Raw genomic sequence first — 23,251 nt, 5'->3', positions numbered from 1 at the left:
CCATGACAACCACTCTTCCTGGCACCTCCGAGGCCGGTTCTCGCCCGACGACCATCCCGCCGCGTCAAGCCGCCCTGCTCTCCTCCACTCGCGTGGAGCAGAAGGGCAACCTGGTGGTCAAGTGGATCACGTCCACCGACCACAAGACGATCGGCTACATGTACCTGATCTCGTCGGTGCTCTTCTTCCTCCTCGGCGGGGTGATGGCGCTCATCATCCGCGCCGAGCTCTTCTCGCCGGGCATGCAGATCGTGGCGACCAAGGAGCAGTACAACCAGCTGTTCACGATGCACGGCACGATCATGCTGCTGATGTTCGCGACGCCGCTGTTCGCGGGCTTCGCCAACGCGATCCTCCCGTTGCAGCTCGGCGCTCCCGACGTCGCCTTCCCGCGTCTGAACGCCTTCGCCTTCTGGCTGTTCCTGTTCGGCTCGACCATCGCGGTGGCCGGCTTCCTCACCCCGCAGGGTGCGGCGTCGTTCGGCTGGTTCGCCTATCAGCCGCTCGCGAACGCGTCGTTCTCTCCCGGCGTCGGCGGCAACCTGTGGATGCTCGGACTCGGCATGTCGGGCTTCGGAACGATCCTCGGCGCCGTCAACTTCATCACGACGATCATCACCATGCGTGCGCCGGGGCTGACCATGTGGCGCATGCCGATCTTCTCGTGGAACACGCTCATCACGAGCCTGCTCATCCTGATGGCCTTCCCCGTGCTCGCCGCAGCCATCCTCGCCGCCGCCGCCGACCGCGTGCTCGGCGCGCACATCTACGACCCGGCCAACGGCGGCGTGCTCCTCTGGCAGCACCTGTTCTGGTTCTTCGGCCACCCCGAGGTCTACATCATCGCCCTGCCGTTCTTCGGCATCGTCTCCGAGATCTTCCCGGTCTTCAGCCGCAAGCCGATCTTCGGATACAAGACGCTGGTCTACGCGACGATCGCGATCGCTGCGCTGTCGGTGGCCGTGTGGGCGCACCACATGTACGTCACCGGATCGGTTCTGCTGCCGTTCTTCGCTCTGATGACGATGCTCATCGCGGTGCCGACGGGCGTGAAGATCTTCAACTGGATCGGAACGATGTGGCGCGGATCGATCACGTTCGAGACGCCGATGGTCTTCTCGCTCGGCTTCCTCGTGTCGTTCGTCTTCGGTGGCCTGACCGGCGTGATCCTCGCGGCCCCGCCGTTGGACTTCTTCCTGTCCGACTCGTACTTCGTCGTGGCGCACTTCCACTATGTCGTCTTCGGAACGGTCGTGTTCGCCATGTTCGCCGGCTTCTACTTCTGGTGGCCGAAATGGACGGGACGCATGCTCAACGAGCGCCTCGGCTACGTGCACTTCTGGATGCTGTTCCTCGGCTTCCACATGACCTTCCTCATCCAGCATTGGCTGGGTGTCGACGGCATGCCGCGCCGTTACGCCGACTACTCGGAGTACGACAACTGGACCTGGGGCAACCAGGTGTCCACGATCGGCGCGATCATCCTGGGCGCCTCGATGCTGCCGTTCTTCCTCAACGTCTGGATCACGGCGCGCAAGGCTCCCAAGGTCACGGTCAACGACCCGTGGGGCTACGGCGCCTCCCTCGAGTGGGCGACGTCCTGCCCGCCGCCCAGGCACAACTTCACGTCGATCCCGCGTATCCGCAGCGAGCGTCCTGCGTTCGATCTCAACCACCCGGAGGCCGCGGAGCACCCCGTCGCCGTTCCCGCGGGCGCCGCTGCCGAGGAAGAGGGCAAGTAAGACATGCGCGATAACGTCATCCTCTGGTGGGTCCTCACCGGATTCTTCCTGGTCGTCGGCACCGTCTACACGGTGTGGAACATCGTCGCCCACCCCGACCGCGACGTCGTCACGGCGATCGAGTGGGTCGGTACGGTGGCGCTGTACTTCACCGCGTTCATGTCGGCGATGGTGGCCTTCTATCTCGACCGCACGCACCGCGCTCAGGGCGGCCAGCTGCCCGAAGACGTGCTGACCTCCGAGATCGACGACGGCGATCCCGAGCTGGGCGAGTTCAGCCCGTGGTCATGGTGGCCGATCGTCCTCGCCGGTTCCGCGGGTGTGGGAATGATCGGTCTCGCGGTGGGGCACTTCCTGTTCCCCGTGGCGATCGCGATCTTCCTCGTGGCCATCGTCGGATGGGTCTACGAGTACTACCGCGGCAACTTCGCCCGCTGATCATCACGAACAAGACGCCCTCGGCGCTCCTCTGGAGATGTCGGGGGCGTCTTCGTATGCTCGCCCGTGCTCTCAGGCCCGCGTGCGGATGCGGGGAACGCCCGTGAGCGGATCGACGGGGCGACGATGCACACCGTCGACGTTCTCGACCGGGTAGCCCTCGCGGACCCAGTACTCGAAGCCGCCGATCATCTCCCGCACGTCGTATCCGAGCTTCGCGAACTCGAGGGCACCCTTGGCGCCGGCGTTGCATCCAGGGCTCCAGCAGTACACGACGACGCGTGCGTCGGTCGGGATCTCCTGCGGGGCCCGCGCAGCGATCTCGGAGTAGTGCATGTGGATGGCCCCTGCCACGCGCCCCTGCGCCCACGCCTCGTCTGAGCGGACGTCGACGACGTAGAGCTCTTCGCCGGCTCTCTGGGCGACGTAGACGTCGCTCCCGTCGGTCTCGGCGTCGAGTTTTGCGGTGAAGAAGGCGGCACGATCCATCATGATCCCAGGATAGGGGCGTCGCATGCTCCGGAGTGGGCCCGTGACGGCGAACGTTGGGCCCGGATACGCGCTGAGGGCCCCATCCGACTGGACGGGGCCCTCAGCGTATCCGGGGAGGGGCCTACTCGGCCCGGTCGCCCTTCTTCGGCTTCTGCACCGGATCGGTCGCGATGACCGAGCTCGGGGTGTTCGGCGTCTCGTCGACGTGGTCGACATCCGCAGGAGCGATGTCTTCCTCCGCGACGCCGGCGCGTTCGTGAGCACCCCTGATCTCGGCCGCCGCGGTCTCGTCCACATCGTGCAGCACGTGCTGCTGGTGGGCGTCTGCGGTGTCGATCTCGGCCTGCGTGAGCGGGGTGAGGCGATCCTCGAAGAACCAGCGCGACATCGCCGAGCGCAGGTTCTGCGTCCAGGGGATGCGTCCCTTGGCGTTCGGGCGCACGACGAGCGGCTCGTACGTATCCACGTCGATGAGCTTCCACCGGTCGTAGACGTCGACCGGCTTGTGCACCTCGATGAACTCGCCGCCGGGGAGACGCACGATGCGTCCGGACTCGTAGCCGTGCAGGACGATCTCACGATCCTTCTTCTGCAGTGCGATGCAGATGCGCTTCGTGATGAAGTAGCCGAGCACCGGACCCACGAACAGCAGGGCCTGCAGCGTGTGGATCACGCCCTCCATCGTGAGCATGAAGTGCGTCGCGATGAGGTCGGACGAGGCCGCCGCCCACAGCACGGCATAGAAGATGACACCGGCGACGCCGATGGCGGTGCGCGTGGCCGCGTTGCGCGGGCGCTGGGCGATGTGGTGTTCGCGCTTGTCGCCGGTGATCCATGCCTCGATGAACGGGTAGATCGCGACGAGCACGATGAACAGTCCGAGCACGAGCACCGGCAGGATGATGCCGAACGACCAGGTGTGGTCGAGGAAGACCACGTCGAGGTGCGGCGGTGCCAGGCGCAGGGCGCCGTCGGCGAATCCGATGTACCAGTCCGGCTGGGTTCCCGCAGACACGGGGGAGGGGTCGTACGGGCCGTAGTTCCAGATCGGGTTGATCTGGAAGAACGTCGCGATCAGCACGATGGTGCCGAACGTGATGAACAGGAAACCGCCCATCTTCGACATGTAGACCGGCATCATCGGGTAGCCCACGACGTTGTCGTTCGTGCGGGCGGGCCCGGCGAACTGCGTGTGCTTGTTGATGATCATCAGCATGAGGTGGATCACGACGAACGCGAGCACCATGGCCGGCAGCAGCAGGATGTGCAGTGTGTACAGACGCCCCACGATGTCGGTGCCGGGGAACTCGCCGCCGAAGAGCAGGAACGAGGTCCACGTGCCGATCACGGGGAGACCCTTGACCATGCCGTCGATGATGCGCAGGCCGTTGCCGGAGAGCAGGTCGTCGGGGAGCGAGTAGCCCGTGAAGCCTTCGGCCATCGCGAGGATGAACAGCACGAAGCCGATGACCCAGTTGAGCTCGCGCGGCTTGCGGAAAGCGCCGGTGAAGAACACGCGCAGCATGTGCACGCCGATGCCGGCGACGAACACGAGCGCGGCCCAGTGGTGGATCTGGCGCACGAGGAGTCCGCCGCGCAGATCGAACGAGATCCGCAGGGTCGACTCGAGCGCGGCCGACATCTCGACGCCGCGCATCGGCGCATACGCGCCGGTGTAGTGCGTCTCGACCATCGAGGCCTGGAAGAAGAAGGTGAGGAACGTGCCGGAGAGCAGCACGACGACGAAGCTCCAGAGGGCGATCTCACCCAGCATGAACGACCAGTGGTCGGGGAAGATCTTGCGACCGAGCTCCTTGACGAAGCCGGACAGGCTCGTGCGCTCGTCGATGTAGTTCGCCGTGGCGCCGATGAAGCGGCCGCCGAGAGGCTTCTCCGACTTCTTGTCGCCCTTCGTGTCGGGGGTGACGGTTGCGGTGCTCAATGGCGCTCCCAGAAGCTCGGGCCGACGGGTTCGTGGAAATCGCTCTGCGCGACGAGGTAGCCCTCGTCGTCGACGGCGATGGGCAGCTGCGGCAGCGGCCGGGCGGCGGGGCCGAAGATGACCTTCGCGTGCTCGGTCACGTCGAACTGCGACTGGTGGCAGGGGCAGAGCAGGTGATGGGTCTGCTGCTCGTACAGCGCCACGGGGCACCCGACATGCGTGCAGACCTTGGAATAGGCGACGATGCCGTCGTACGACCAGCCCTTGCGGTCCTCATCCTCCTTGAGTTGCTCGGGGAGCAGGCGCATGAGCAGGACGATGGCCTTGGCCTTCTCCTCCAGGTAGCCGTCGTGGTGGCTGACCTCGGTGAGCGGCTCGGGGATGACGTGCATGGCCGAGCCGAGGGTGACATCGGCCGCGCGGATGGGCGTGCCGTCGGGGTCGCGTGCGAGGCGCATCCCGCCCTTCCACATGGTGTGGCTGAGCAGGGCGACAGGGTCGCCCGCCGTCGGGTCGTCTTCGGAGTTGAAGGGAGCCAGACCGCGGAACAGCGTGACGCCGGGGACGATCGAAGCGACGACGGCGGCGATGAGCGAGTTGCGGATCATCGTGCGACGACCGAACCCGGACTCCTCGTTGGCGTCGGCGAAAGCCTTGATCGCGGCCTCGCGGGTCGACTCCTTGCCGCGGGTGGCGTGCCGGGGCTCGATGAACTCCTTGTCGCTCATGACGGCCTTGGACCAGTGAATGGCGCCGAGGCCGAGAGCGAGCAACGCGAGGCCGATGCCCAGACCGATGAAGAGGTTGTTGTAGCGCACGTCGATGAGCGCGCCGCTCTCGATCGGGAACAGCATGTAGGCGGCGACCGCCCAGATGCTGCCGGCGAGCGAGATGTAGAAGAGCGTGTAGACCGTGCGGACGGCGGTCTTCATCGCCCGGGGGTCCTTGTCCGTCATCCGCTCGCGGTGGGCCGGAAGTCCCGGGTTCTCCACCGGGTCCGTGACTGCGACGCTCAGCCCCGGAGAGGGCTGATAGGCCCCTTCAAGGGCCTGCGAGTCGTCGTCGTGTGCCATGGTGCTCCTCGTACGTTCTTCGATATGCAAGCGTCAGTTGGACTTCGCCGTGATCCACACGGTGATGGCGACGAGAGCGCCGATTCCGAAGATCCAGATGAACAGGCCCTCGGACACCGGTCCGAGCGAGCCGAGCGTGAACCCGCCGACCTGCACCTCCTGCTGCTGGAAGAGCAGCGCCGAGATGATGTCGCGCTTGTCCTGGAGGGAGAGGTTCATGTCGCCGAACACGGGCATGTTCTGCGGACCGGTCACCATCGCCGCGTACATGTGCAGCGCGCTGGTGCTGGTGAGCGGGGGAGCGTACTTGCCCTCGGTGAGAGCGCCGCCGGCACCCGCGACGTTGTGGCACATCGCGCAGTTGATGCGGAAGAGCTCGGCGCCGTGCGCGACGTCGCCCTCGCCGTCGAGCACGCTGGCCTCGGGGTAGGTGGGGCCCGGGGCCACGGACTGGACCCAGGCTGCCATGGCCTCGATCTGCTCCTGCGTGAACTGCGGCTCCTTCTGCGGCGCCTGCGGTCCCTGCATCTGCAGCGGCATGCGGCCGGTCGCGACCTGGAACTCGACGGCGAGCTCCCCGACGCCGTAGAGGCTGGGGCCGTTCTCGGTGCCCTGTAGCGCCATGCCGTGGCAGGTCGCGCAGTTCGCCTGGAAGAGCTTCTCGCCCTCTTCGACGGACACCTGCGAGGTCGCCGTGGTGGGCTCGCTCGCCGCGAACGCTGCAGAGGCACCGGCGTACACGCCACCGGTGATCATGAGGCCTGCGCCGATGAGGGCCGCAGCCGCCAGGGGGCTGCGGCGGCCGGAACGGCGCTTCTTCTCTCGTGCCATGTCGGGAATCCGCTCCGCTTTCTTTATCGAAGGAAGTAAATGACCAGGAACAGCACGATCCACACGACGTCGACGAAGTGCCAGTAGTACGACACGACGATCGAGGTGGTCGCCTCCTTGTGCGTGAAGTTCTTCACGGCGAAGGCGCGTCCGATGACGAGGAGGAAGGCGATGAGCCCGCCGGTCACGTGCAGGGCGTGGAAGCCCGTGGTCAGGTAGAACGCCGAGGCGTACGGGTCGGCGGAGATCGGCATGCCTTCGGCGACGAGCTGGGCGTACTCCCACACCTGGCCGGAGACGAAGATCGCACCGAGCGCGAACGTCAGCCAGAACCACTCCACCATTCCCCAGCGCTTGCGGCCCTTCGCGTTGGGAGCGCTGTACGGCTGCATGCGCTCGGCCGCGAACACGCCCATCTGGCAGGTCACGGAGGACAGCACCAGGATGATCGTGTTGACGGTGGCGTACGGCACGTTGAGCAGCTCGGTGCGAGACGCCCAGAGCTCCGGGGAGGTGCTGCGGATGGTGAAGTAGATCGCGAACAGCCCCGCGAAGAACATCACCTCGCTGCCGAGCCACACGATGGTGCCGACAGCTACCGGGTTGGGACGCTTGATCGTTCTCGCCGCCGGGGCATAGGTCGCTGAGGTGGTCACCCCTCCATTATGGCCGATCCGCGGGCCCGATTCTCGCACTGTGGGGAGCCGTTTCGGCCCGATCTGACTTAGGCAATCCTAAGAAACGACCGTGAATCGCCTGTGCATGCCGGTCATCCCGCGGAGGCGTCGCAGGGGCCGGCGCGGATCACGACTGCATCACATCGCTAGGATCGCTCACATGGTGGATGCGCTGACCTGGCCCGACATTCTCTCGACCCTTCTGGAGCGGCGCGACCTCAGCGTCTACGAGTCGACCTGGGCGATGCGGCAGGTCATGCACGGCGAGGCGACGCCCGCGCAGCTGGCCGGATTCCTCATCGGCCTGCGCAGCAAGGGCGAGACGATCGACGAGATCGTGGGGTTCCGAGACGCCATCCTCGAAGCGGCGCTCCCGCTTCCCGTTTCCTCGGACGTACTCGACATCGTCGGCACCGGCGGCGACCGGATCGGCACCGTGAACGTCTCCACAACAGCGGCCATCGTGATCGGCGCGCTCGGCATCCCCGTCGTCAAGCACGGCAACCGCGCCGCCAGCTCGGCCTCCGGCTCGTCCGATGTGCTCGACGCGCTCGGCCTTCGCCTCACGCTCGACCCGCAGGGCGTCGCCGACACGCTTGATCGCACCGGGATCACGTTCGCCTGGGCCGGGGCCTTCCATCCCGGCTTCAAGCACGCCGGCGCCGTGCGCGCCGAGTTGGGCGTGCCCACGGTCTTCAACATGCTCGGCCCGCTGTGCAACCCGGCGCGGGCCGAGGCCAACGCGGTCGGCGTCGCTCAACTCGATCGGGTACCGCTCATCACCGGGGTGTTCCGCACGCGCGGCGCCACGGCGCTCGTCTTCCGCGGCGATGACGGGCTCGACGAGCTCACCACCACCGGCCACAGTCGAATCTGGGAGGTCAGCCGAGGAGACGTGCACGAGCACGACCTCGACCCGCGCGACCTCGGCATCCCGCTCGCGGAGCTCTCCGACCTCATCGGCGGCACCCCTGCGCACAACGCCGAGGTGCTGCGGAGGACGCTCGCGGGCGAGAAGGGCGCTGTGCGCGACATCGTGCTGCTCAACGCCGCGGCAGGCGTGGTCGCCTACGAGCTCTCGCACGATGTGTCGCAGGCGCAGCGCCCCATCGTCGAGCGCCTCGCCGATGCATACGCCCGGGCGCAGGCCGTGGTGGACGACGGCAGTGCGGCGGCCAAGCTCGACGACTGGGTCGCGGTGTCGCAGGAGCTCGCGGCCTAGGGCAGGCATGGAACCCGTCGAGGCGCTTCACGAGATCGCGCGGCTGCTCGAACGCGAGCGCGCGTCGCGATACCGCGCGAAGGCGTTCCGGGCGGCCGCGGACGCGTATGCCGGGCTCTCCGACGACGCCCGTCGGGATCGCGCCCGCATCCGGGCGACCGCGGGGATCGGCGCATCGACCTTCGCTGTGATCGACCAGGCCCTCGACGGCGCGGTGCCCGACTACCTCGTCGAACTGCGCGGCGCCGTCGAGCCTGAGCGCACCTCGGCGCTGCGTGCTCGGCTGCGCGGCGATCTGCACGCGCACACCGACTGGTCCGATGGGGCGACCTCCATCGAAGAGATGGCGGATGCGGCACGAGACCTCGGGCACGACTACCTCGCGATCACGGATCACTCGCCGCGACTGCGCGTCGCCAGAGGACTCACGGCGGAGCGGCTGCGCGCCCAGATCCCACTCGTGCGCGGGGCTGGGGATGCGACGTTGGTGATGCTCACCGGCATCGAGGTCGACATCCTCGAGGACGGCGCACTGGACCAGGACGACGCGCTGCTCGCCGAACTCGACGTCGTCGTCGCCTCAGCCCATTCGAAGCTCCGGATGGACTCCGCGCCGATGACCCGACGTCTCGTGGCGGCGGTGGGGAACCCTCGTGTGAACGTGCTCGGCCACGTCACGGGGCGGCTCGTGCAGGGCGAGCGCGGCACCAGGCCGCCGTCGACGTTCGACGCCCGGACGGTCTTCGACGCGTGCGCCGAGCATGGCGTGGCCGTGGAGCTCAATTCCCGACCGGAGCGGCAGGATCCGCCCGACGAGCTCATCGCGCTCGCGCTGGAGGCCGGGTGCCTGTTCTCCATCGACTCGGATGCGCACGCGCCCGGCCAGCTGTCGCTGCTCGATCACGGCGCCGAACGCGCCGAACGCGCCGGCATCCCGCCCGCCCGCATCGTGACGACATGGGGTCTGGAGCGGCTGCGCCGCTGGTTGGACTGAGCCTCGCCGTCAGCGGGCGAGGGCGTCGATCGCGCGACGCATCGACGTGCCGAGGTTCCATCGCTCGCTCAGCGCGAGCGCGGCGGCCTCGCGCTCCGCGTCGAGGGGGAGCAGGGGCGGCAGATCGGCATCGAGCGGAAGGTTCGTCACGACCTTGACGACGGTCGGCGCGACCTCGAGGTAGTCGTCGGCCGCGAGCACCTTCGCCGCGACGGTTTTCGACATTCCCTCGCCCGCAGCGGCTGCTCGGCGGATGCCGGCGAGGTCGCCGTGCGCCGCGAGCAGCGTGGCCGCGGTCTTCTCGCCGACTCCGGCGACTCCTGGAAGCCCGTCGGATGCATCGCCGCGAAGCGTCGCGAAATCGGCGTACTGCGTGGGGAGTACGCCGTACTTCGCGATCACGACGGCATCGGTGATCATCTCGAGATTGCTCATGCCGCGCGCGGTGTAGACGACGCGCACCCCGCGCGCGTCGTCTACCAGCTGGAAGAGGTCGCGATCGCCCGTCACGATGTCGACGGGCATGCGTGCGGTGCTCGCGAGCGTGCCGATCACATCGTCGGCTTCGTGCGCGGCGGCGCCCACGATGGGGATGCCAAGGGCCTGCAGCGATTCGCGGATGACGGGCAGCTGGGCCTCCAGCGGATCGGGCACCTCTTCGACGTCGGGGCCGGCGGCGACCTCCTCGACGACGCGATGCGCCTTGTACGAGGGGATGAGATCGACGCGCCACTGCGGTCGCCAGTCGTCGTCCCAGCAGGCCACGAGGTGCGACGGCTCGGTGAGGGCGACGAGCTTCGCGATCATGTCGAGCAGTCCGCGAGCGGCGTTCACCGAGGTTCCATCCGCGGCGTGCACTTTGTCGGGCACGCCGTAGTAAGCGCGGAAGTAGAGCGAAGCGGTGTCGAGCAGCAGAAGCTTGCCGGGGGCGTCCTTCATGCGCTCAGTCTGCCAGGGGGGCGACACGGCAACGGTCAGCATCCGGGGGCGTCGGGGTTTTCGTTGCATGTGTCGTCGACGAGGGCGGTGCGTGCTTGGAAGACGTGGATCGTCGCCGTTGCGGGTGGGCCTGTGACGGTGCCTCGGATCGGGGTCCATCCGTGTCCGGTGTTGATGTCGGCGTGGTAGTGGATGGTGACGGCGAGGGGGTAGGTGCCGCGTGCGGTGTAGACGTGGCTGGTGGCGGTCGGTGTGAACTGGGCTTGACCGAGGCTGTTCCATGACGCCCCGCCGGTGGCTGTCGATACGGCGGTGCCGTCGCCGTAGTCGAAGTCGAACGACACGGGTGTGAATCGCACCTGGATCGTGCGCCCGAGCAGTGTTGCGGTGAGTTGTTCGGTTCCTGCGTTGTTGATCGTGTTGGCGGGCAGCCCGACCACGGCGACGTTGCCCGGCTCGGTCGTGCTGATGCTTCCGGTGGGCACGAACCGCACGAGATCTGAGATCGTGATCGGCGGGAGCGGGTCGTCGGGGTCCTCGGGTACTCCCGGAATGATCGAGGGGAAGCATTGGCGGTCGTTCTCCCAGGGGTCCAGGCAGGAGGCGAGATCGTCGTCGTCCGGGTCTGGAGCGGGGTCGTCGCCCCATCCTGGGTCGCCGGCCGGGCTCGGGTCTCCTCCAGGGGCTCCGGGATCGTTCACGTCATCCCACACGTCGACACCATCACCATCGTTGTCATACTCCGGGTCACACGTTCCATTGAGTTTGTCGACCGATGAGCACGACGATGAGAGCGTGGCCGGCACAGTCAGAGCATGTGGCGCCGACAACGCTGCGGCAACCGTGAGGAGCAGAGCTAACTTATGCAAGATTCATCCTCCACAGGTCGCTCGTCTGACAGCAGAAGGACGCCATTGGAAGTGACGAACGAGACTTCCGTGGCTACAAGAGTCGGACGTGACGCTGACGTCAGTGATCTGCCGGAGGAATCGACAAGTTCTGTCTGACTAACGTCAGTACACACTCGTGCAGAGATAAGACCGTCGGCGTAAACGTCAAGCCCTCGAAACCATTTGACTGACGCTGCTCCTGTCACCTGCGTGCCGTTGGCATGCATCTCTGAGAGCGACTTTCGTTCCTCGTCGCGGAGCTCTCCTACTGTCAAATCAAGGTGCGGAGCGAAGGTGTCTTCGTCAGTGAAATCGATGGAGTTGAACGTCTCCATGTACTCGAGATAGGTCACCTCGGCGGCGGCGAAGGCGTCGTCCTCGCTCGCGAAAACGGGGGAGGACGTCGGGGTGGTCTCGTCAGGCGTCGCGGCGCATCCGCCCAGGGCGACCAGGCCCAGGAGCAGTGCGCCGGCGAGGACCGTCGGCTGAAAGCTTCTCGTCGGCATCCCGTCACGGTAGCCGCGTGATGCCCGGTGATCAGGGTTGTCCACAGCCTTGATCCGGGTGCGCTGCTCAAGAAGATCCGGGTCGGCGCTGTGCCGCGAGGTCTGATATCCTGAGGTGTCACCCGTGGCGGGTCTTTCCGCGCGCGTGGCGAGCAATCACTCATCCATCCGCTTCGGCGACACCATCGTTCCTGCGTGCAGGGCGGCGTCGGAGCCCGAGTATCCACCTACAAGGACAACCCACTACATGACTACCGCAACGACCGCCCCGGCCGCCAAGCAGGTCGCGATCAACGACATCGGATCTGCCGAGGATTTTCTGGCCGCGGTCGAGAAGACCCTGAAGTTCTTCAACGACGGCGACATCATCGAGGGCACGATCGTCAAGATCGACCGCGATGAGGTTCTGCTCGACGTCGGGTACAAGACCGAGGGCGTCATCCCCTCGCGCGAACTCTCCATCAAGCACGACGTCGACCCCAACGAGGTCGTCAAGGTCGGCGACGAGGTCGAAGCCCTCGTTCTCCAGAAGGAGGACAAGGAAGGCCGCCTCATCCTGTCGAAGAAGCGCGCGCAGTACGAGCGCGCCTGGGGCGACGTCGAGAAGATCAAGGAAGAGGACGGAGTCGTCACCGGTCAGGTGATCGAGGTCGTCAAGGGTGGGCTCATCGTCGACATCGGCCTGCGCGGCTTCCTGCCGGCCTCGCTCATCGAGCTGCGCCGCGTCCGCGACCTCACGCCGTACCTCGGCCAGGAGCTCGAGGCCAAGATCCTCGAGCTCGACAAGAACCGCAACAACGTCGTGCTCTCGCGCCGCGCCCTGCTCGAGCAGACGCAGTCCGAGTCGCGCACCACGTTCCTCAACAACCTGCACAAGGGCCAGGTCCGCAAGGGCATCGTCTCGTCGATCGTCAACTTCGGCGCGTTCGTCGACCTGGGCGGCGTCGACGGCCTCGTGCACGTCTCCGAACTCTCCTGGAAGCACATCGAGCACGCCTCCGAGGTCGTCGAGGTGGGCCAGGAGGTCACCGTCGAGATCCTCGAGGTCGACCTCGACCGCGAGCGCGTCTCGCTGTCGCTCAAGGCGACGCAGGAGGACCCGTGGCAGGTCTTCGCCCGTACGCACGCGATCGGTCAGATCACGCCGGGCAAGGTCACCAAGCTCGTTCCGTTCGGTGCGTTCGTGCGCGTCGCAGACGGCATCGAGGGCCTCGTGCACATCTCCGAGCTGTCGAGCAAGCACGTCGAGCTGGCAGAGCAGGTCGTCTCCGTGGGCGAAGAGGTGTTCGTCAAGGTCATCGACATCGACCTCGACCGCCGCCGCATCTCGCTGTCGCTCAAGCAGGCGAACGAGTCGGTCGATCCGTTCGGCACAGAGTTCGACCCGGCGCTGTACGGCATGCTCGCCGAGTACGACGAGAACGGGGAGTACAAGTACCCCGAGGGCTTCGACGCCGAGACCAACCAGTGGAAGGAAGGCTTCGACGAGGCCCGCGAGAAGTGGGAGCAGGACTACGCTGCTGCGCAGACCCGCTGGGAGGCGCACAAGGCGCAGGTCGTCAAGGCCGCCGAGGTCGAGGCCGCTGCGGGCGACGAGGTCGCTGCCGGAACGGGCTCGTTCTCGAGCGACGCGGCCGGCGCTGGCACCCTCGCCGACGACGAGGCCCTCGCGGCTCTGCGCGAGAAGCTCTCGGGCGGTAATTCCTGAGCGCCCTCGCTGCTTAGCGTTCTTCGAGGAGCGGGTCGTCACCTTCGGGTGGCGGCCCGCTCCTCTTCTCTCCTCGTAGCGGGGATCCTCGGACGGATCGTGTGTCCTCGGATGTCGTCGCATGACGCGATGGGTCGATCGATGACGCGATGTTAAGCGCGGTTGCACCGTGTTACCGGTGCGCCGACGCCGTGGCGGCGCCTGTGCTGGACTGTGCGACACATCCACCGACGCCCCCACCCCGAGGAGTCCTCATGTCCCGCTCTCTCCGCCTGCTCCGCGCCTCCGCCGCACTCGCTGTCGCGGCGACCCTGATGGCCGGATGCGCCGGCACGGCCACGGACTCGGGCGGCTCGGGCGAGCCGGTGCCGGGGCACACACTCACGTACCTGGAGCCGCAGACCTGGACGACCCTGTACCCGCCGGCCGCGGGTTTCTACCCCAACGGCGGGCTCGTCAACAACATCACCGATCGGCTGCTCTACCAGAATCCGGAGACCCTCGAGCTGGAGCCGTGGATCGCGACGGCGCTGCCCGTGGTGAACGAGGACGCGACGGAGTACACCTTCACGATCCGCGACGACGTCACCTATTCGGACGGCACGCCGCTGGACGCGGAGAACGTGGTGAAGAACTTCGACCTCTACGGCAAGGGCGACCCGGACCGCGCGCTGACCGTCTCCGAGGCGGTCAACAACTATGACCACGGCGAGGTCGTGGACGAGCACACCGTGACGTTCTTCTTCACCGCTCCGTCCCCGGGATTCGCGCAGGCGGTCTCTACGATCAACTCCGGTCTGCTGGCCGACGCCTCGCTCGACAAGACGAACGAGGAGTTCGGTCCGGGCAACGCCACGACGGTGATCGGCTCCGGCCCCTTCGTGATCTCCGACGAGAAGATCGGCACCGAGGTGGCGCTCACCGCCCGTGAGGACTATGACTGGGCCCCGCCGTCGCTGGAGCACCAGGGGGCCGCCCTGCTGGACGGCATCGACGTCGTCGTGGCGGGAGAGAGCAGCGTCCGCGTCGGCACCGTCGTCGCCGGGCAGGCCGACATCGCGCGCCAGGTCGACGCGCCGGATGAGGGACAGTTCGCCGCTGACGGGCTGAGCCTGGTCGCCGCGACCACGAACGGCGTGAACAACGGCTTCAGCTTCCGGTTCCGCAACGACATCCTCAGCGACATCCGGGTGCGCCAGGCGATCATCAGCGGTGTGGATCGCGAGGCGATCGTGAGCACCCTGTTCACGGACAGCTACCCCCTGGCCACGGGAGCGCTCGCCACGACCGCGCTCGGCTACCTCGACACCTCGGAGTACTACCAGTACGACCAGGACGCCGCGGCGGCGCTGCTGGACGAGGCGGGCTGGACCCTCGGGGCGGACGGCATCCGCGAGAAGGACGGTCAGAAGCTGACCCTCACCTTCAACGAGGCCCTGCCGCAGCCGCGCTCGAAGGAGGTCATCACGCTCGTGCAGGAGCAGCTGGCGAAGATCGGCATCGAGGTCGAGCTGTTCGCGGGGGACAGCGCCGCGCAGACCGAGGCGTCGCTGTCGGCCGACACGATCCAGGTGTACCACTCGATGGTCGGCCGCTCCGACTTCGACGTCCTGAAGTCCCAGTTCCACACCGGCAACCGCAACACCCTTCTCAACCGGTCGAACGACGACGACAGCATCGGGGACCCGACGCTGGACGACCTCCTTGCCGCCGTCGCCTCGGCACCGACAGTCGAGGAGCGGCAGGCGGCGTCGGAGGCCGCGCAGCGCCACATCGCGGATCAGGCCTACTTCCTGCCCCTCTTCGAGGAGCCCCAGGTGTTCGGTCTGCGCGCGGACGTCCAGGGCTTCCGCACCGAGTCGGTCGGCCGCCCGTGGTTCTACGCCACCTGGCTGGACCGCTGACCCGGCGCGACGGAGGCGGACGACGATGGGGTACATCCTCAGGCGGGTGGGGCAGGCGCTGCTCGTCCTCGCCCTGACCTACACGCTGGCATATCTGCTGCTGGCCGCGCTCCCCGGGGATGCCGTGCTCGCGCGGTACGGCTCCCCGGAGCTGGGGCTCTCGGTCGAGCAGCTCGCCGAGATCCGATCCTCCTATGGTGCGGATCGGAGCCTGCTGGAGCGCTTCGCGGACTCGACGCTCGGGTTCCTGCGCGGCGAGCTCGGGTACTCGGTGCAGAGCGGCGCCTCGGTGGCTGCGCTGATCGCCACGGCCCTGCCCTCCACGCTGGTGTTGGCCGTCGCGGGCATCGTGGTGGCGGTCTTCCTCGCTGTGACGATCGCGTTCACGGCGACCTACGGCGGGGCGCTCTGGCTGCGTCGGCTGTTCCAGGCGATCCCGCCGTTCCTCGTCTCGCTGCCCGTGTTCTGGGTCGGGATCGTGCTCGTGCAGATCTTCTCCTTCCGGCTCGGCCTGGTGCCGGTCATCGGGGCCGATCCGGTGCAGGCGCTCATCCTCCCGGTGGCGACGCTGTCGATCCCGATCGCCGCTCCGCTCGCGCAGGTGCTCATGCGCAGCATCGAGGAGGTGCGCGAGCAGCCCTTCGTCGCGGTCGTGCGATCGCGCGGCGCGAGCACCTCTTGGCTGCTGTGGCGGACGGTGGCGCGCAACGCCCTCCTCCCGACCCTGACGATGGCGGGAGTGCTCTTCGGCGAGCTGGTGGGAGGCGCGGTCGTCACCGAGTCCGTATTCGCCCGGGCCGGCGTGGGACAGCTGACGGCGCAGGCCGTGGCCAACCGCGACACCCCGGTGCTGCTGGCCGTCGTCGTGCTGTCGACGGTCGTGTTCGTGGTGGTCAACCTGGTCGTCGACCTGCTGTACCCGGTCCTGGACGCGAGGCTGCGGACCTCCTCCGCGGGGCGGCGCCCGGGCTCCCGGCCCGAGGCGGGCGGCGAACCAGCGGTGATCCGTGAGAAGGAGGTCGTGCGATGACATTCGACGTCGAGGCGCCCCCGCGCCCTGCAGGAACGGGCGCTCGTCGCCCGGTGCGCGTGCACGCCGGAACGATCGTGCCCGTGATCGTGCTGCTCATCGCGCTCGCCTGGGCGCTGTTCCCCGGAGTCTTCGCCCCCGGCAGCCCCACGGAGTCGACGGGGGCGGCGCTGCAGGCGCCGAGCCTGTCGCACCTGCTGGGCACCGACGCCACCGGCCGCGACCTCTACACGCGCGTCGTGCACGGCGCCTCCCAGTCGGCGCTCGGCGCCGTCGTCGCCGTCCTCGTCGGGCTGGTCGCGGGAACGGCGATCGGGGTCACCGCGGGCGCCGTGGGCGGCGCGGTGGAAGAGACGCTGATGCGGCTGGTCGACGTGCTGCTGGCCATCCCCGGCCTCCTGCTCTCGCTCAGCATCGTGATCCTGCTCGGCTTCGGCACGACCAACGCCGCGATCGCCGTGGGAGTCACGTCCATCGCCGTGTTCGCGCGCCTCTCCCGTTCGCAGGTGGTGAGCGTGCGCGGCGCGGAGTTCGTCGAAGCGGCCTACGGCTCGGGAGGGACGTTCTTCACGGTCCTGCGGCGCCACATCCTGCCTAACTCCCTCACCCCGGTGATCGCCCTGGCCGCCCTGCAGCTCGGATCCGCGATCCTCCAGATCTCCACCCTCGGGTTCCTCGGGTACGGCGCGCCGCCGCCCACACCGGAGTGGGGGCTGCTCATCGCCGAGGGACGGGACTACGTCGCCACGGCGTGGTGGCTCACGGTGCTGCCTGGCGCCGTCGTCGCCGCCGTGGTGCTCTCGACCAACCGGCTCAGCCAGACCATCCACGGAGGTGCCGCATGACGCGCTCATTGCTGGAGATCGACGACCTCTCGGTGACGTACCGCACCTCGCGCGGCGCGCTCACCGCGGTGAACGGCGTCTCGCTCGCCGTCGAGGCCGGGAAGACCACGGCGCTGGTCGGCGAGTCCGGATCGGGGAAATCATCGGTCGCGCAGTCCGTGATCGGTCTGCTCGCACGCAACGGCCGGGTCGCCGGGGGGAGCATCGTGCTCGACGAGCGCACAGGCGGGCCGACCCAGCTCGTCGGGCTCCCCGAGCGCCGCTGGCGGCACCTGCGCGGCCGGTGCATCGCACTGATCCCGCAGGATCCCGGGACCTCGCTCAACCCGGTGGCGACCATCGGGGCCAGCGTGTCGGAGGCCCTGCGGATCCACGGATGGAGGGACCGTCGCAAGATCCGGGCCAGGGTGCTGGAGCTGCTGGAGCGCGTCGACATCGACGACCCCGAGCGGCGCGCCGCCCAGTACCCGCACGAGCTCTCCGGCGGCATGCGCCAGCGGGTGCTCATCGCCGCCGCCCTCGGGCTCGAGCCCGAGCTCGTGATCGCCGATGAGCCCACCAGCGCGCTCGATGTGACGGTGCAGCGGCGCGTGCTGGAACTTCTCGACCGGCTGCGGCAGGAGTCCGGCAGCGGCGTGCTCTTCATCACGCACGACCTCGCCGTGGCGGCGGACCACTCGGACTCTCTCGTGGTGATGCGCCGCGGGCGCGTCGAGGAGAGCGGATCGTCGGCCGCCGTGCTGACCGCGCCGACCGCGGAATACACCCGAAACCTCCTGGCCGATGCGCCCTCGCTGGCTCAGATCGTGGAGCGGCGGCCGCACAGCCCTGTCGAGGGAGAGCCTCCGCTTGTCGAGGTCAGGGCGCTGCGGCAGGAGTTCCGCACACCGGGGCGGGGGTCCTTCGTCGCGGTGGACGACGTGTCGTTCACTGTGGCGCGCGGAACCACGCACGCCCTCGTGGGCGAGTCCGGTTCGGGGAAGACGACCACGGGACGCAGTATCGCGGGGCTGAACAGGCCGACGTCGGGGACGATCAGGGTCGGGGATACGGAGGTGACGGGCGCCCGCACCTCGCGGGAGTTCCGGCGCGCGGCGCAGCTGGTATACCAGAATCCCTTCGCCTCGCTGGATCCGCGGCAGAGCATCGGGAGCATCCTCGCCGAGCCGCTGGAGAACTTCGGCATCGGCAATCGTGCCGAACGCACCGAGCGTGCGGCCCATCAGCTCGAGCAGGTGGCGCTGGCGCCCGAGATCGCGGCTCGGCGCCCCGCGGAGCTCTCCGGCGGTCAGCGTCAGCGCGTCGCCATCGCGCGTGCGCTCATCCTGGAGCCGCAGCTCGTCGTGCTGGACGAGGCGGTCTCCGCCCTGGACGTCACCGTGCAGGCGCAGATCCTGAGGTTGCTCGCCCGCCTGCAGGACGAGCTGTCGCTCACCTATGTGTTCATCTCCCACGACCTTGCCGTCGTTCGTCAGATCGCCGACACGGTCTCGGTGCTCCGGCGCGGGGAACAGGTCGAGGAGGGGCCGATCGCGCGAGTGTTCGACGCGCCGGAGCACGCCTACACGCGTCAACTGCTCGCCGCAGTGCCCGGGGCGGCCTTCCGCCCGGATGCCGTGAGCGGCACGATCATCAAGGAGAACGCATGAACGCCCCACGTCTGGGATTCTTCACACGACTGCTGGAGCCGGTGAGCGCGGCGGAGCGGTACCGCTACGCGCTGGAGCAGATCGAGCACGCCGAGCGGCACGGCTTCGCTTCCGCATGGATCGCACAGCATCACTTCCATGCCGACGAAGGAGGACTGCCCTCGCCCCTCGTCCTGCTGGCGGCTGCCGCGCAGCGCACGTCGACGATCGCGCTGGCGACGGGGGTGCTCACCCTCCCGATCGACGATCCGCTGCGCGCCGCCGAGGATGCCAGCGTCGTCGACGCGCTCAGCGGCGGGCGGGTGCAGCTCGGCATCGCCGCGGGCGGAACACCGGCGTCGTTCGTTCCGTTCGGCCGCGATCCCGAGCAGCGGCGGGAGATCTTCGCCGAGCACTCGTCCGTGTTCCGCGACGCTCTCGGCGGCAGGGGAGTGCGGGGCACCGAGGCGCGCATCTACCCGGAGGCGGAGGGGCTGGAGCGCAGGATCTGGCAGGCGACGTTCTCGGTCGACGGCGGAATCCGCGCCGGACGCGACGGCGACGGGCTCCTGCTCTCGCGCACCCAGCCGCGCCCGGGCGGTGCCCACGAGCTGCCGCTGCACGAGCCGCAGTTGCCGATCATCGAGGCGTATCGGGAGAGCCTTCCCGAGGGCGCACCGGCACGCGTGCTCGCCTCGCGCACGGCCGTCGTCGTCGACGAGGAGAATCGGACGCGGCTGCGGGAGGCGGCGGAGCCGGGACTTCGCCGCCTCGCCGCGACGATGCACGGCATCGACGTCGACGGTCTCGGGCTCGACGAGCTCGCCCGCCGCACCGACAGCCACATCGGCACGGCGGACGAGGTGGCCGCCTCGCTCGCGGAGGATCTGGCCATCGCCGCGTCCACCGACGTGTCCTTCCAGATCCACTCCGTCGACGCCCCGCACGACCTCACGCTCCGCTCGCTGGAGCTGCTCGCGACGGAGGTCGCACCCCGCCTGGGATACCGGGTGGGCCCGGAGGCCGCGCAGGACCTGCGCGAGGCGCACCTCGTCGCCTCCGCCTCACGCCGCACGGACGGGGAGGCGAGCGCATGACCGTCGCGACCGCCGACATCGTCGACCTGCTCGCCGGGGTTGCCCCGCAGAGCAGAATCCACGGGCTCCGCGCCCTGCGCGCCCAGGCACGGGAGAATGCCCAGCGCAGCTTCGAGGCGCTGCTGGAGCCTCGCGACCCTGGTGCCTTCTCGCTCGGCGAGCGGTATGCCGTCGCGGCGTTCGTCGCCCGGGTGCACGGGCAGGAGCGGGCCGCGGAGTTCTACGCCGATCTCCTCGGAGACGAGGAGCCGGAGCTCGTGCCGTCGATCCTGGCCGCCGCGGCGGATGGTGCCTCCGCGGGGCCCTACGGCGCCTACCGCGAACCGGGGCTGTCGGCCGAGAGCGCTCCGGGAACGATCTGGCAGGCGGATGTGGCATTGGGCGCCCGCCTCGCCGCGGCGCTCACGCACGCGCACCTGCTCGTATTCCGGCCCCGCGAATCCGATGCCGCCGCGCTCCGCGCCCTCGCGACGGCGGGATGGGACGCCGACGAGATCGTGAGCCTGTCCCAGCTGGTCGCGTTCCTGTCGTTCCAGCTGCGCCTCGTCCACGGCCTCCGCGTGCTGAGCGACGATCTCGCCGCCGATGCGCAGGGTCCGGCGGCAGGGGCATCCGTCATCGGGGAAGGAGACGTCCGATGAGCGCTCCTGTCACCGAGCACCCACAGCTGAGCAGGCCCCAGCGGTTCACCCAGGAACGGCTCGGGTGGGTGCCCTGGCTGGCTCCCCCCGCGCAGAGCGAGCTCACCGAGGAACAGATCGACGCCCTCATCCAGCCGCAGCGGGCCGCGATGCCGTACTTCCGGCTGCTCGCCCGGGATCCGGCGGCGCTCAAGGCGCGCACGCTCACCGACCTCGACATCTTCTTCAACACCGACGGCGGCGTCGGCCGTGCCGAGCGCGAGCTCGCCGCCGCCGTGACCTCCCGCCGCAACGGCTGCGTGTTCTGCGCCTCCGTGCACGCGGCCGCGGCGACACGCGAGTCGGGGCGGAGGGACGACGTGCAGCGTCTTCTCGACGACGGCGTCTCCGCCGATCTCGGCGACGAACGGTGGAACGCGGTCGTCGCTGCGGCGGATGCGCTCGCCGAGACGCCGCTCGCCTTCGGCGACGCCGAGATCGCTCGGCTGCGCACCGCGGGCTTCGACGACGCGGAGATCCTCGACATCATCAGCAGCGCCGCGTTCTTCCACTGGGCGAACCGGTTGATGCTCTCCCTCGGAGAGCCCGAGGCACCCACGAGACCCGTCCGCGACGAGCCACGCCGGAACGACGAACAGACCACGAAGGAGAACGCATGAGCACGCAGACCCTGGTGAACCACCCGACGTTGCTGGACCACGTCGTCATCGCGGGACCGGACCTGGAGGAGGTCGTGTCGTGGTTCGCTGAACGCACCGGCGTGACGGCGACCCCGGGCGGCGCCCACCCGACGGGCACCGCGAACGCCCTCGTCGCCCTCACGGTCGGCGGCGAACGGCGCCCGCACTACATGGAGCTGATCGGGCCGAACCCGGAGGTCGAGCACGAGACCGCACCCCAGGCCTTCGGGATCGACGGACTCGACGCTCCCACCATCGTCACCTACGCGATCCATCCCGAGGACATCGAGGCCGCGCTGGCGGCAGTACGGGCGCAGGGGCTCGACCCCGGCGACATCCGCGACCTCTCCCGCCGTAGGCCCGACGGGGTGCTGCTGGAATGGCGGCTGACGCGGAGCGGGACTGCCGGATACCGCACGCCGTTCCTCATCGACTGGGGGCGGACGGAGCAGCCGGGACTCAGTGACATCGCCACGATTGAACTGGTCGCCTTCGAGCGCGTCGAACCGGACCCCGGCGACGCGGCCGCGCGCCTGCGCGCACTGCCCGAGGGCGGCGCGGCCCCGACCGTGCAGGGCGATCCCGCCGGCTTCCGGCTCACGCTGCGCACGCCCAGCGGAGAGACGGTCGTGCTGTGAGCAGCACGCTCGCCCCCGCGCTCGACTGGCATCAGCGCGCGCTCCGCGGCCAGGTGCCCGCGCCCGTCGACGAGGGCTCCCCGTTCGATGGCGCGGGCCCCGAGGTCCATGCCGAGCTCGCGCGCGCCGTGGAGGCGCGACGGCCGGAGCTGCAGGATCTCGCGATCGCCCTGCACGACGATCCGGAGATCGGCTTCGAGGAGCACCGCTCCGTCGCCCGCATCGTCGAGCTGCTCGGGCGGCACGGGCACACCGCCGAGATCGGCGCCTTCGGGGTCGAGACGGCGTTCCGGACGGGCGCGCATCGGGGAGACGGACCGCACTTCGCCCTCATCGCCGAGTACGACGCGCTACCCGGCATCGGGCAGGCCTGCGGGCACAACATCATCGCGGCCAGCGCCGTCGGCGCCTTTCTCGCGGCCGCACCGGTCGCGGAGCGGCTCGGGGTCGGGCTGAGCCTGATCGGCACTCCCGCGGAGGAGAACGGCGGCGGCAAGGAGCTCATCATCCGCGCGGGCGGCTTCGACGACGTGGATGCGGCGGCCATGGTGCATCCCGGGCCGGGTTCTGCGGCCTCACCGGTGCTCGCACCGCGCAACACCGGGGTGCGCCGGGTCGCCGTGACCTATCGGGGGCGCGCGGCGCACGCCGCCGGGGCTCCGTGGCTGGGCCGCAACGCCCTGGACGCCGTCGTCTCGGCGTATCAGGGGGTCGCTCAGCTCCGCCAGCACATCCTTCCGATCGATCGGGTCCACGGCATCATCACCGACGGCGGGGCCGCGCCCAACATCGTGCCCGAGAGCGCCTCGGCGCTGTTCTACGTGCGCTCCGCCGAGATCGAGACGCTCGTCGCCCTCACCGATCGGGTCGTCCGCGTGCTGGAGGGCGCCGCCGTCGCGACGGAGACCCGGGCCGAGATCGATGTCGATCCGGTGCCTCCCTATCTGCCGTTGCAGCAGAACCTCGCGCTGACCAGGCGCTGGGCAGATTCGGTGCGCGGTCGGGGCCGCAGGGTGCCGCCCTCGCCGCCCGTCGCGGTGCAGGGCGGGGCGTCGACGGACATGGGGAACGTCACGCGGTACCTGCCCGCGATCCAGCCGTCCATCGGCCTGGGCGGGCCCGAGGACGTGCACCCGCACAATGCGGCCTTCGCCGCGTGCACTGTGCGGCCTCCGGCGTTCGAGGCGCTCGCGGATGCCGCGGTCGCCCTCGCCTCGACGGCGGCGGACTACCTCTCCGATCCGGCGCTGCGGGCGGCCGTGGCCGAGGAGTTCGCCGCGCAGGGCGGGCGGTTCCGCTGGGAGGACGCCGCGCGCTGAGCCCTGCGGGGATCC

22 protein-coding genes are annotated in these 23,251 nt (G+C 68.9%); 14 read left to right on the top strand and 8 right to left on the bottom strand.

The window, feature by feature from the left end:
• The first annotated feature begins 2 nt into the window (after positions 1–2).
• On the top strand, positions 3–1,742 hold the full coding sequence (ctaD, locus tag BKA02_RS13690) for an aa3-type cytochrome oxidase subunit I (protein WP_179434874.1): 1,740 nt from the start codon (positions 3–5) through the stop codon (positions 1,740–1,742).
• Positions 1,743–1,745: 3 nt separating this feature from the next.
• On the top strand, positions 1,746–2,180 hold the full coding sequence (locus BKA02_RS13685) for a cytochrome c oxidase subunit 4 (RefSeq protein WP_179434872.1): 435 nt from the start codon (positions 1,746–1,748) through the stop codon (positions 2,178–2,180).
• Positions 2,181–2,252: 72 nt separating this feature from the next.
• Here BKA02_RS13685 and BKA02_RS13680 read toward each other — a convergent pair whose 3' ends face one another.
• The 5 genes from BKA02_RS13680 to ctaE form a co-directional block, all read right to left on the bottom strand.
• Complete coding sequence (locus tag BKA02_RS13680; RefSeq protein WP_179434870.1) at positions 2,253–2,672, bottom strand: rhodanese-like domain-containing protein; 420 nt, start codon at positions 2,670–2,672, stop codon at positions 2,253–2,255.
• Positions 2,673–2,793: 121 nt separating this feature from the next.
• Positions 2,794–4,614: a cytochrome bc1 complex cytochrome b subunit gene (qcrB, locus tag BKA02_RS13675; RefSeq protein ID WP_179434867.1), complete on the bottom strand. Its 1,821-nt coding sequence runs from the start codon at positions 4,612–4,614 to the stop codon at positions 2,794–2,796.
• Positions 4,611–5,687 (bottom strand): cytochrome bc1 complex Rieske iron-sulfur subunit, encoded by a 1,077-nt coding sequence (gene qcrA, locus BKA02_RS13670; RefSeq protein WP_179434865.1) that lies wholly within the window; start codon positions 5,685–5,687, stop codon positions 4,611–4,613. The genes qcrB and qcrA overlap by 4 nt, the downstream gene beginning before the upstream one ends.
• Before the next feature lie 33 nt (positions 5,688–5,720).
• On the bottom strand, positions 5,721–6,518 hold the full coding sequence (gene qcrC / locus BKA02_RS13665; protein WP_179434863.1) for a cytochrome bc1 complex diheme cytochrome c subunit: 798 nt from the start codon (positions 6,516–6,518) through the stop codon (positions 5,721–5,723).
• A gap of 23 nt (positions 6,519–6,541) precedes the next feature.
• Complete coding sequence (ctaE, locus tag BKA02_RS13660) at positions 6,542–7,174, bottom strand: aa3-type cytochrome oxidase subunit III (protein ID WP_179434861.1); 633 nt, start codon at positions 7,172–7,174, stop codon at positions 6,542–6,544.
• A gap of 181 nt (positions 7,175–7,355) precedes the next feature.
• Between ctaE and trpD the strand changes: the two genes are divergently transcribed.
• Both trpD and BKA02_RS13650 read left to right on the top strand, forming a co-directional pair.
• Entirely contained in the window at positions 7,356–8,417 is a 1,062-nt protein-coding gene (gene trpD, locus BKA02_RS13655) for an anthranilate phosphoribosyltransferase (protein WP_179434859.1), read from the top strand.
• Positions 8,418–8,424: 7 nt separating this feature from the next.
• Positions 8,425–9,411, top strand: coding sequence for a PHP domain-containing protein (locus BKA02_RS13650; protein WP_179434857.1), 987 nt, complete (start codon positions 8,425–8,427; stop codon positions 9,409–9,411).
• A gap of 9 nt (positions 9,412–9,420) precedes the next feature.
• Here the strand turns inward: BKA02_RS13650 and BKA02_RS13645 are convergent, their stop codons facing one another.
• The 3 genes from BKA02_RS13645 to BKA02_RS13635 form a co-directional block, all read right to left on the bottom strand.
• Entirely contained in the window at positions 9,421–10,350 is a 930-nt protein-coding gene (locus BKA02_RS13645; protein ID WP_179434855.1) for a 5'-3' exonuclease, read from the bottom strand.
• A gap of 35 nt (positions 10,351–10,385) precedes the next feature.
• On the bottom strand, positions 10,386–11,051 hold the full coding sequence (locus BKA02_RS13640; protein ID WP_179434853.1) for a hypothetical protein: 666 nt from the start codon (positions 11,049–11,051) through the stop codon (positions 10,386–10,388).
• Between the two features lie 155 nt (positions 11,052–11,206).
• Positions 11,207–11,902 (bottom strand): hypothetical protein, encoded by a 696-nt coding sequence (locus tag BKA02_RS13635; RefSeq protein ID WP_179434851.1) that lies wholly within the window; start codon positions 11,900–11,902, stop codon positions 11,207–11,209.
• A gap of 91 nt (positions 11,903–11,993) precedes the next feature.
• Here BKA02_RS13635 and rpsA point away from each other — a divergent pair, with 91 nt between their 5' ends.
• The 10 genes from rpsA (at position 11,994) to BKA02_RS13585 (ending at position 23,236) form a co-directional block, all read left to right on the top strand.
• Positions 11,994–13,454 carry a 30S ribosomal protein S1 gene (gene rpsA / locus BKA02_RS13630; RefSeq protein WP_179434849.1) on the top strand — a complete coding sequence of 487 codons (1,461 nt, stop codon included), beginning with the start codon at positions 11,994–11,996 and terminating at the stop codon, positions 13,452–13,454.
• Positions 13,455–13,708: 254 nt separating this feature from the next.
• Positions 13,709–15,358, top strand: a complete 1,650-nt coding sequence (locus BKA02_RS13625; RefSeq protein ID WP_179434847.1) for a TIGR04028 family ABC transporter substrate-binding protein — start codon at positions 13,709–13,711, stop codon at positions 15,356–15,358.
• A 25-nt stretch (positions 15,359–15,383) separates the two neighbouring features.
• On the top strand, positions 15,384–16,388 hold the full coding sequence (locus BKA02_RS13620; RefSeq protein WP_179434845.1) for an ABC transporter permease: 1,005 nt from the start codon (positions 15,384–15,386) through the stop codon (positions 16,386–16,388).
• Positions 16,385–17,233 (top strand): ABC transporter permease, encoded by an 849-nt coding sequence (locus tag BKA02_RS13615; protein WP_179434843.1) that lies wholly within the window; start codon positions 16,385–16,387, stop codon positions 17,231–17,233. Before BKA02_RS13620 ends, BKA02_RS13615 begins: the two co-directional genes overlap by 4 nt.
• The gene (locus tag BKA02_RS13610; RefSeq protein ID WP_179434841.1) at positions 17,230–18,882 is read left to right on the top strand and encodes a dipeptide ABC transporter ATP-binding protein; all 1,653 of its coding nucleotides are present in this window, start codon (positions 17,230–17,232) and stop codon (positions 18,880–18,882) included. The genes BKA02_RS13615 and BKA02_RS13610 overlap by 4 nt, the downstream gene beginning before the upstream one ends.
• Positions 18,879–19,958 (top strand): putative FMN-dependent luciferase-like monooxygenase, encoded by a 1,080-nt coding sequence (locus BKA02_RS13605; protein WP_179434839.1) that lies wholly within the window; start codon positions 18,879–18,881, stop codon positions 19,956–19,958. Before BKA02_RS13610 ends, BKA02_RS13605 begins: the two co-directional genes overlap by 4 nt.
• Entirely contained in the window at positions 19,955–20,599 is a 645-nt protein-coding gene (locus BKA02_RS13600) for a CMD domain protein (protein WP_179434837.1), read from the top strand. The genes BKA02_RS13605 and BKA02_RS13600 overlap by 4 nt, the downstream gene beginning before the upstream one ends.
• Positions 20,596–21,258, top strand: coding sequence for an alkylhydroperoxidase domain protein (locus tag BKA02_RS13595; RefSeq protein ID WP_179434835.1), 663 nt, complete (start codon positions 20,596–20,598; stop codon positions 21,256–21,258). Before BKA02_RS13600 ends, BKA02_RS13595 begins: the two co-directional genes overlap by 4 nt.
• A complete protein-coding gene (locus tag BKA02_RS13590) occupies positions 21,255–21,917 on the top strand; it encodes a VOC family protein (protein WP_218844564.1) in 663 nt (220 codons plus the stop codon). The genes BKA02_RS13595 and BKA02_RS13590 overlap by 4 nt, the downstream gene beginning before the upstream one ends.
• A complete protein-coding gene (locus tag BKA02_RS13585) occupies positions 21,914–23,236 on the top strand; it encodes an amidohydrolase (protein WP_343045426.1) in 1,323 nt (440 codons plus the stop codon). The genes BKA02_RS13590 and BKA02_RS13585 overlap by 4 nt, the downstream gene beginning before the upstream one ends.
• The last annotated feature ends 15 nt before the right edge of the window (positions 23,237–23,251 follow it).

The organism is Microbacterium pseudoresistens, assembly GCF_013409745.1.
GTDB lineage: Bacteria > Actinomycetota > Actinomycetes > Actinomycetales > Microbacteriaceae > Microbacterium > Microbacterium pseudoresistens.
This window is presented reverse-complemented; position numbering and strand designations above follow the sequence as displayed.

Bases quoted from the DNA above. Each gene is read 5' to 3' on its own strand.
- ctaD (WP_179434874.1), top strand. From the start codon at position 3: ATGACAACCACTCTTCCTGGCACCTCCGAGGCCGGTTCTCGCCCGACG.
- qcrA (WP_179434865.1), bottom strand. From the start codon at position 5,687: ATGGCACACGACGACGACTCGCAGGCCCTTGAAGGGGCCTATCAGCCC.
- BKA02_RS13620 (WP_179434845.1), top strand. From the start codon at position 15,384: ATGGGGTACATCCTCAGGCGGGTGGGGCAGGCGCTGCTCGTCCTCGCC.
- BKA02_RS13625 (WP_179434847.1), top strand. From the start codon at position 13,709: ATGTCCCGCTCTCTCCGCCTGCTCCGCGCCTCCGCCGCACTCGCTGTC.
- rpsA (WP_179434849.1), top strand. From the start codon at position 11,994: ATGACTACCGCAACGACCGCCCCGGCCGCCAAGCAGGTCGCGATCAAC.
- BKA02_RS13600 (WP_179434837.1), top strand. From the start codon at position 19,955: ATGACCGTCGCGACCGCCGACATCGTCGACCTGCTCGCCGGGGTTGCC.
- BKA02_RS13610 (WP_179434841.1), top strand. From the start codon at position 17,230: ATGACGCGCTCATTGCTGGAGATCGACGACCTCTCGGTGACGTACCGC.
- BKA02_RS13590 (WP_218844564.1), top strand. From the start codon at position 21,255: ATGAGCACGCAGACCCTGGTGAACCACCCGACGTTGCTGGACCACGTC.
- trpD (WP_179434859.1), top strand. From the start codon at position 7,356: ATGGTGGATGCGCTGACCTGGCCCGACATTCTCTCGACCCTTCTGGAG.
- BKA02_RS13615 (WP_179434843.1), top strand. From the start codon at position 16,385: ATGACATTCGACGTCGAGGCGCCCCCGCGCCCTGCAGGAACGGGCGCT.
- BKA02_RS13645 (WP_179434855.1), bottom strand. From the start codon at position 10,350: ATGAAGGACGCCCCCGGCAAGCTTCTGCTGCTCGACACCGCTTCGCTC.
- BKA02_RS13595 (WP_179434835.1), top strand. From the start codon at position 20,596: ATGAGCGCTCCTGTCACCGAGCACCCACAGCTGAGCAGGCCCCAGCGG.
- BKA02_RS13680 (WP_179434870.1), bottom strand. From the start codon at position 2,672: ATGATGGATCGTGCCGCCTTCTTCACCGCAAAACTCGACGCCGAGACC.
- qcrC (WP_179434863.1), bottom strand. From the start codon at position 6,518: ATGGCACGAGAGAAGAAGCGCCGTTCCGGCCGCCGCAGCCCCCTGGCG.
- BKA02_RS13605 (WP_179434839.1), top strand. From the start codon at position 18,879: ATGAACGCCCCACGTCTGGGATTCTTCACACGACTGCTGGAGCCGGTG.
- BKA02_RS13685 (WP_179434872.1), top strand. From the start codon at position 1,746: ATGCGCGATAACGTCATCCTCTGGTGGGTCCTCACCGGATTCTTCCTG.
- BKA02_RS13650 (WP_179434857.1), top strand. From the start codon at position 8,425: ATGGAACCCGTCGAGGCGCTTCACGAGATCGCGCGGCTGCTCGAACGC.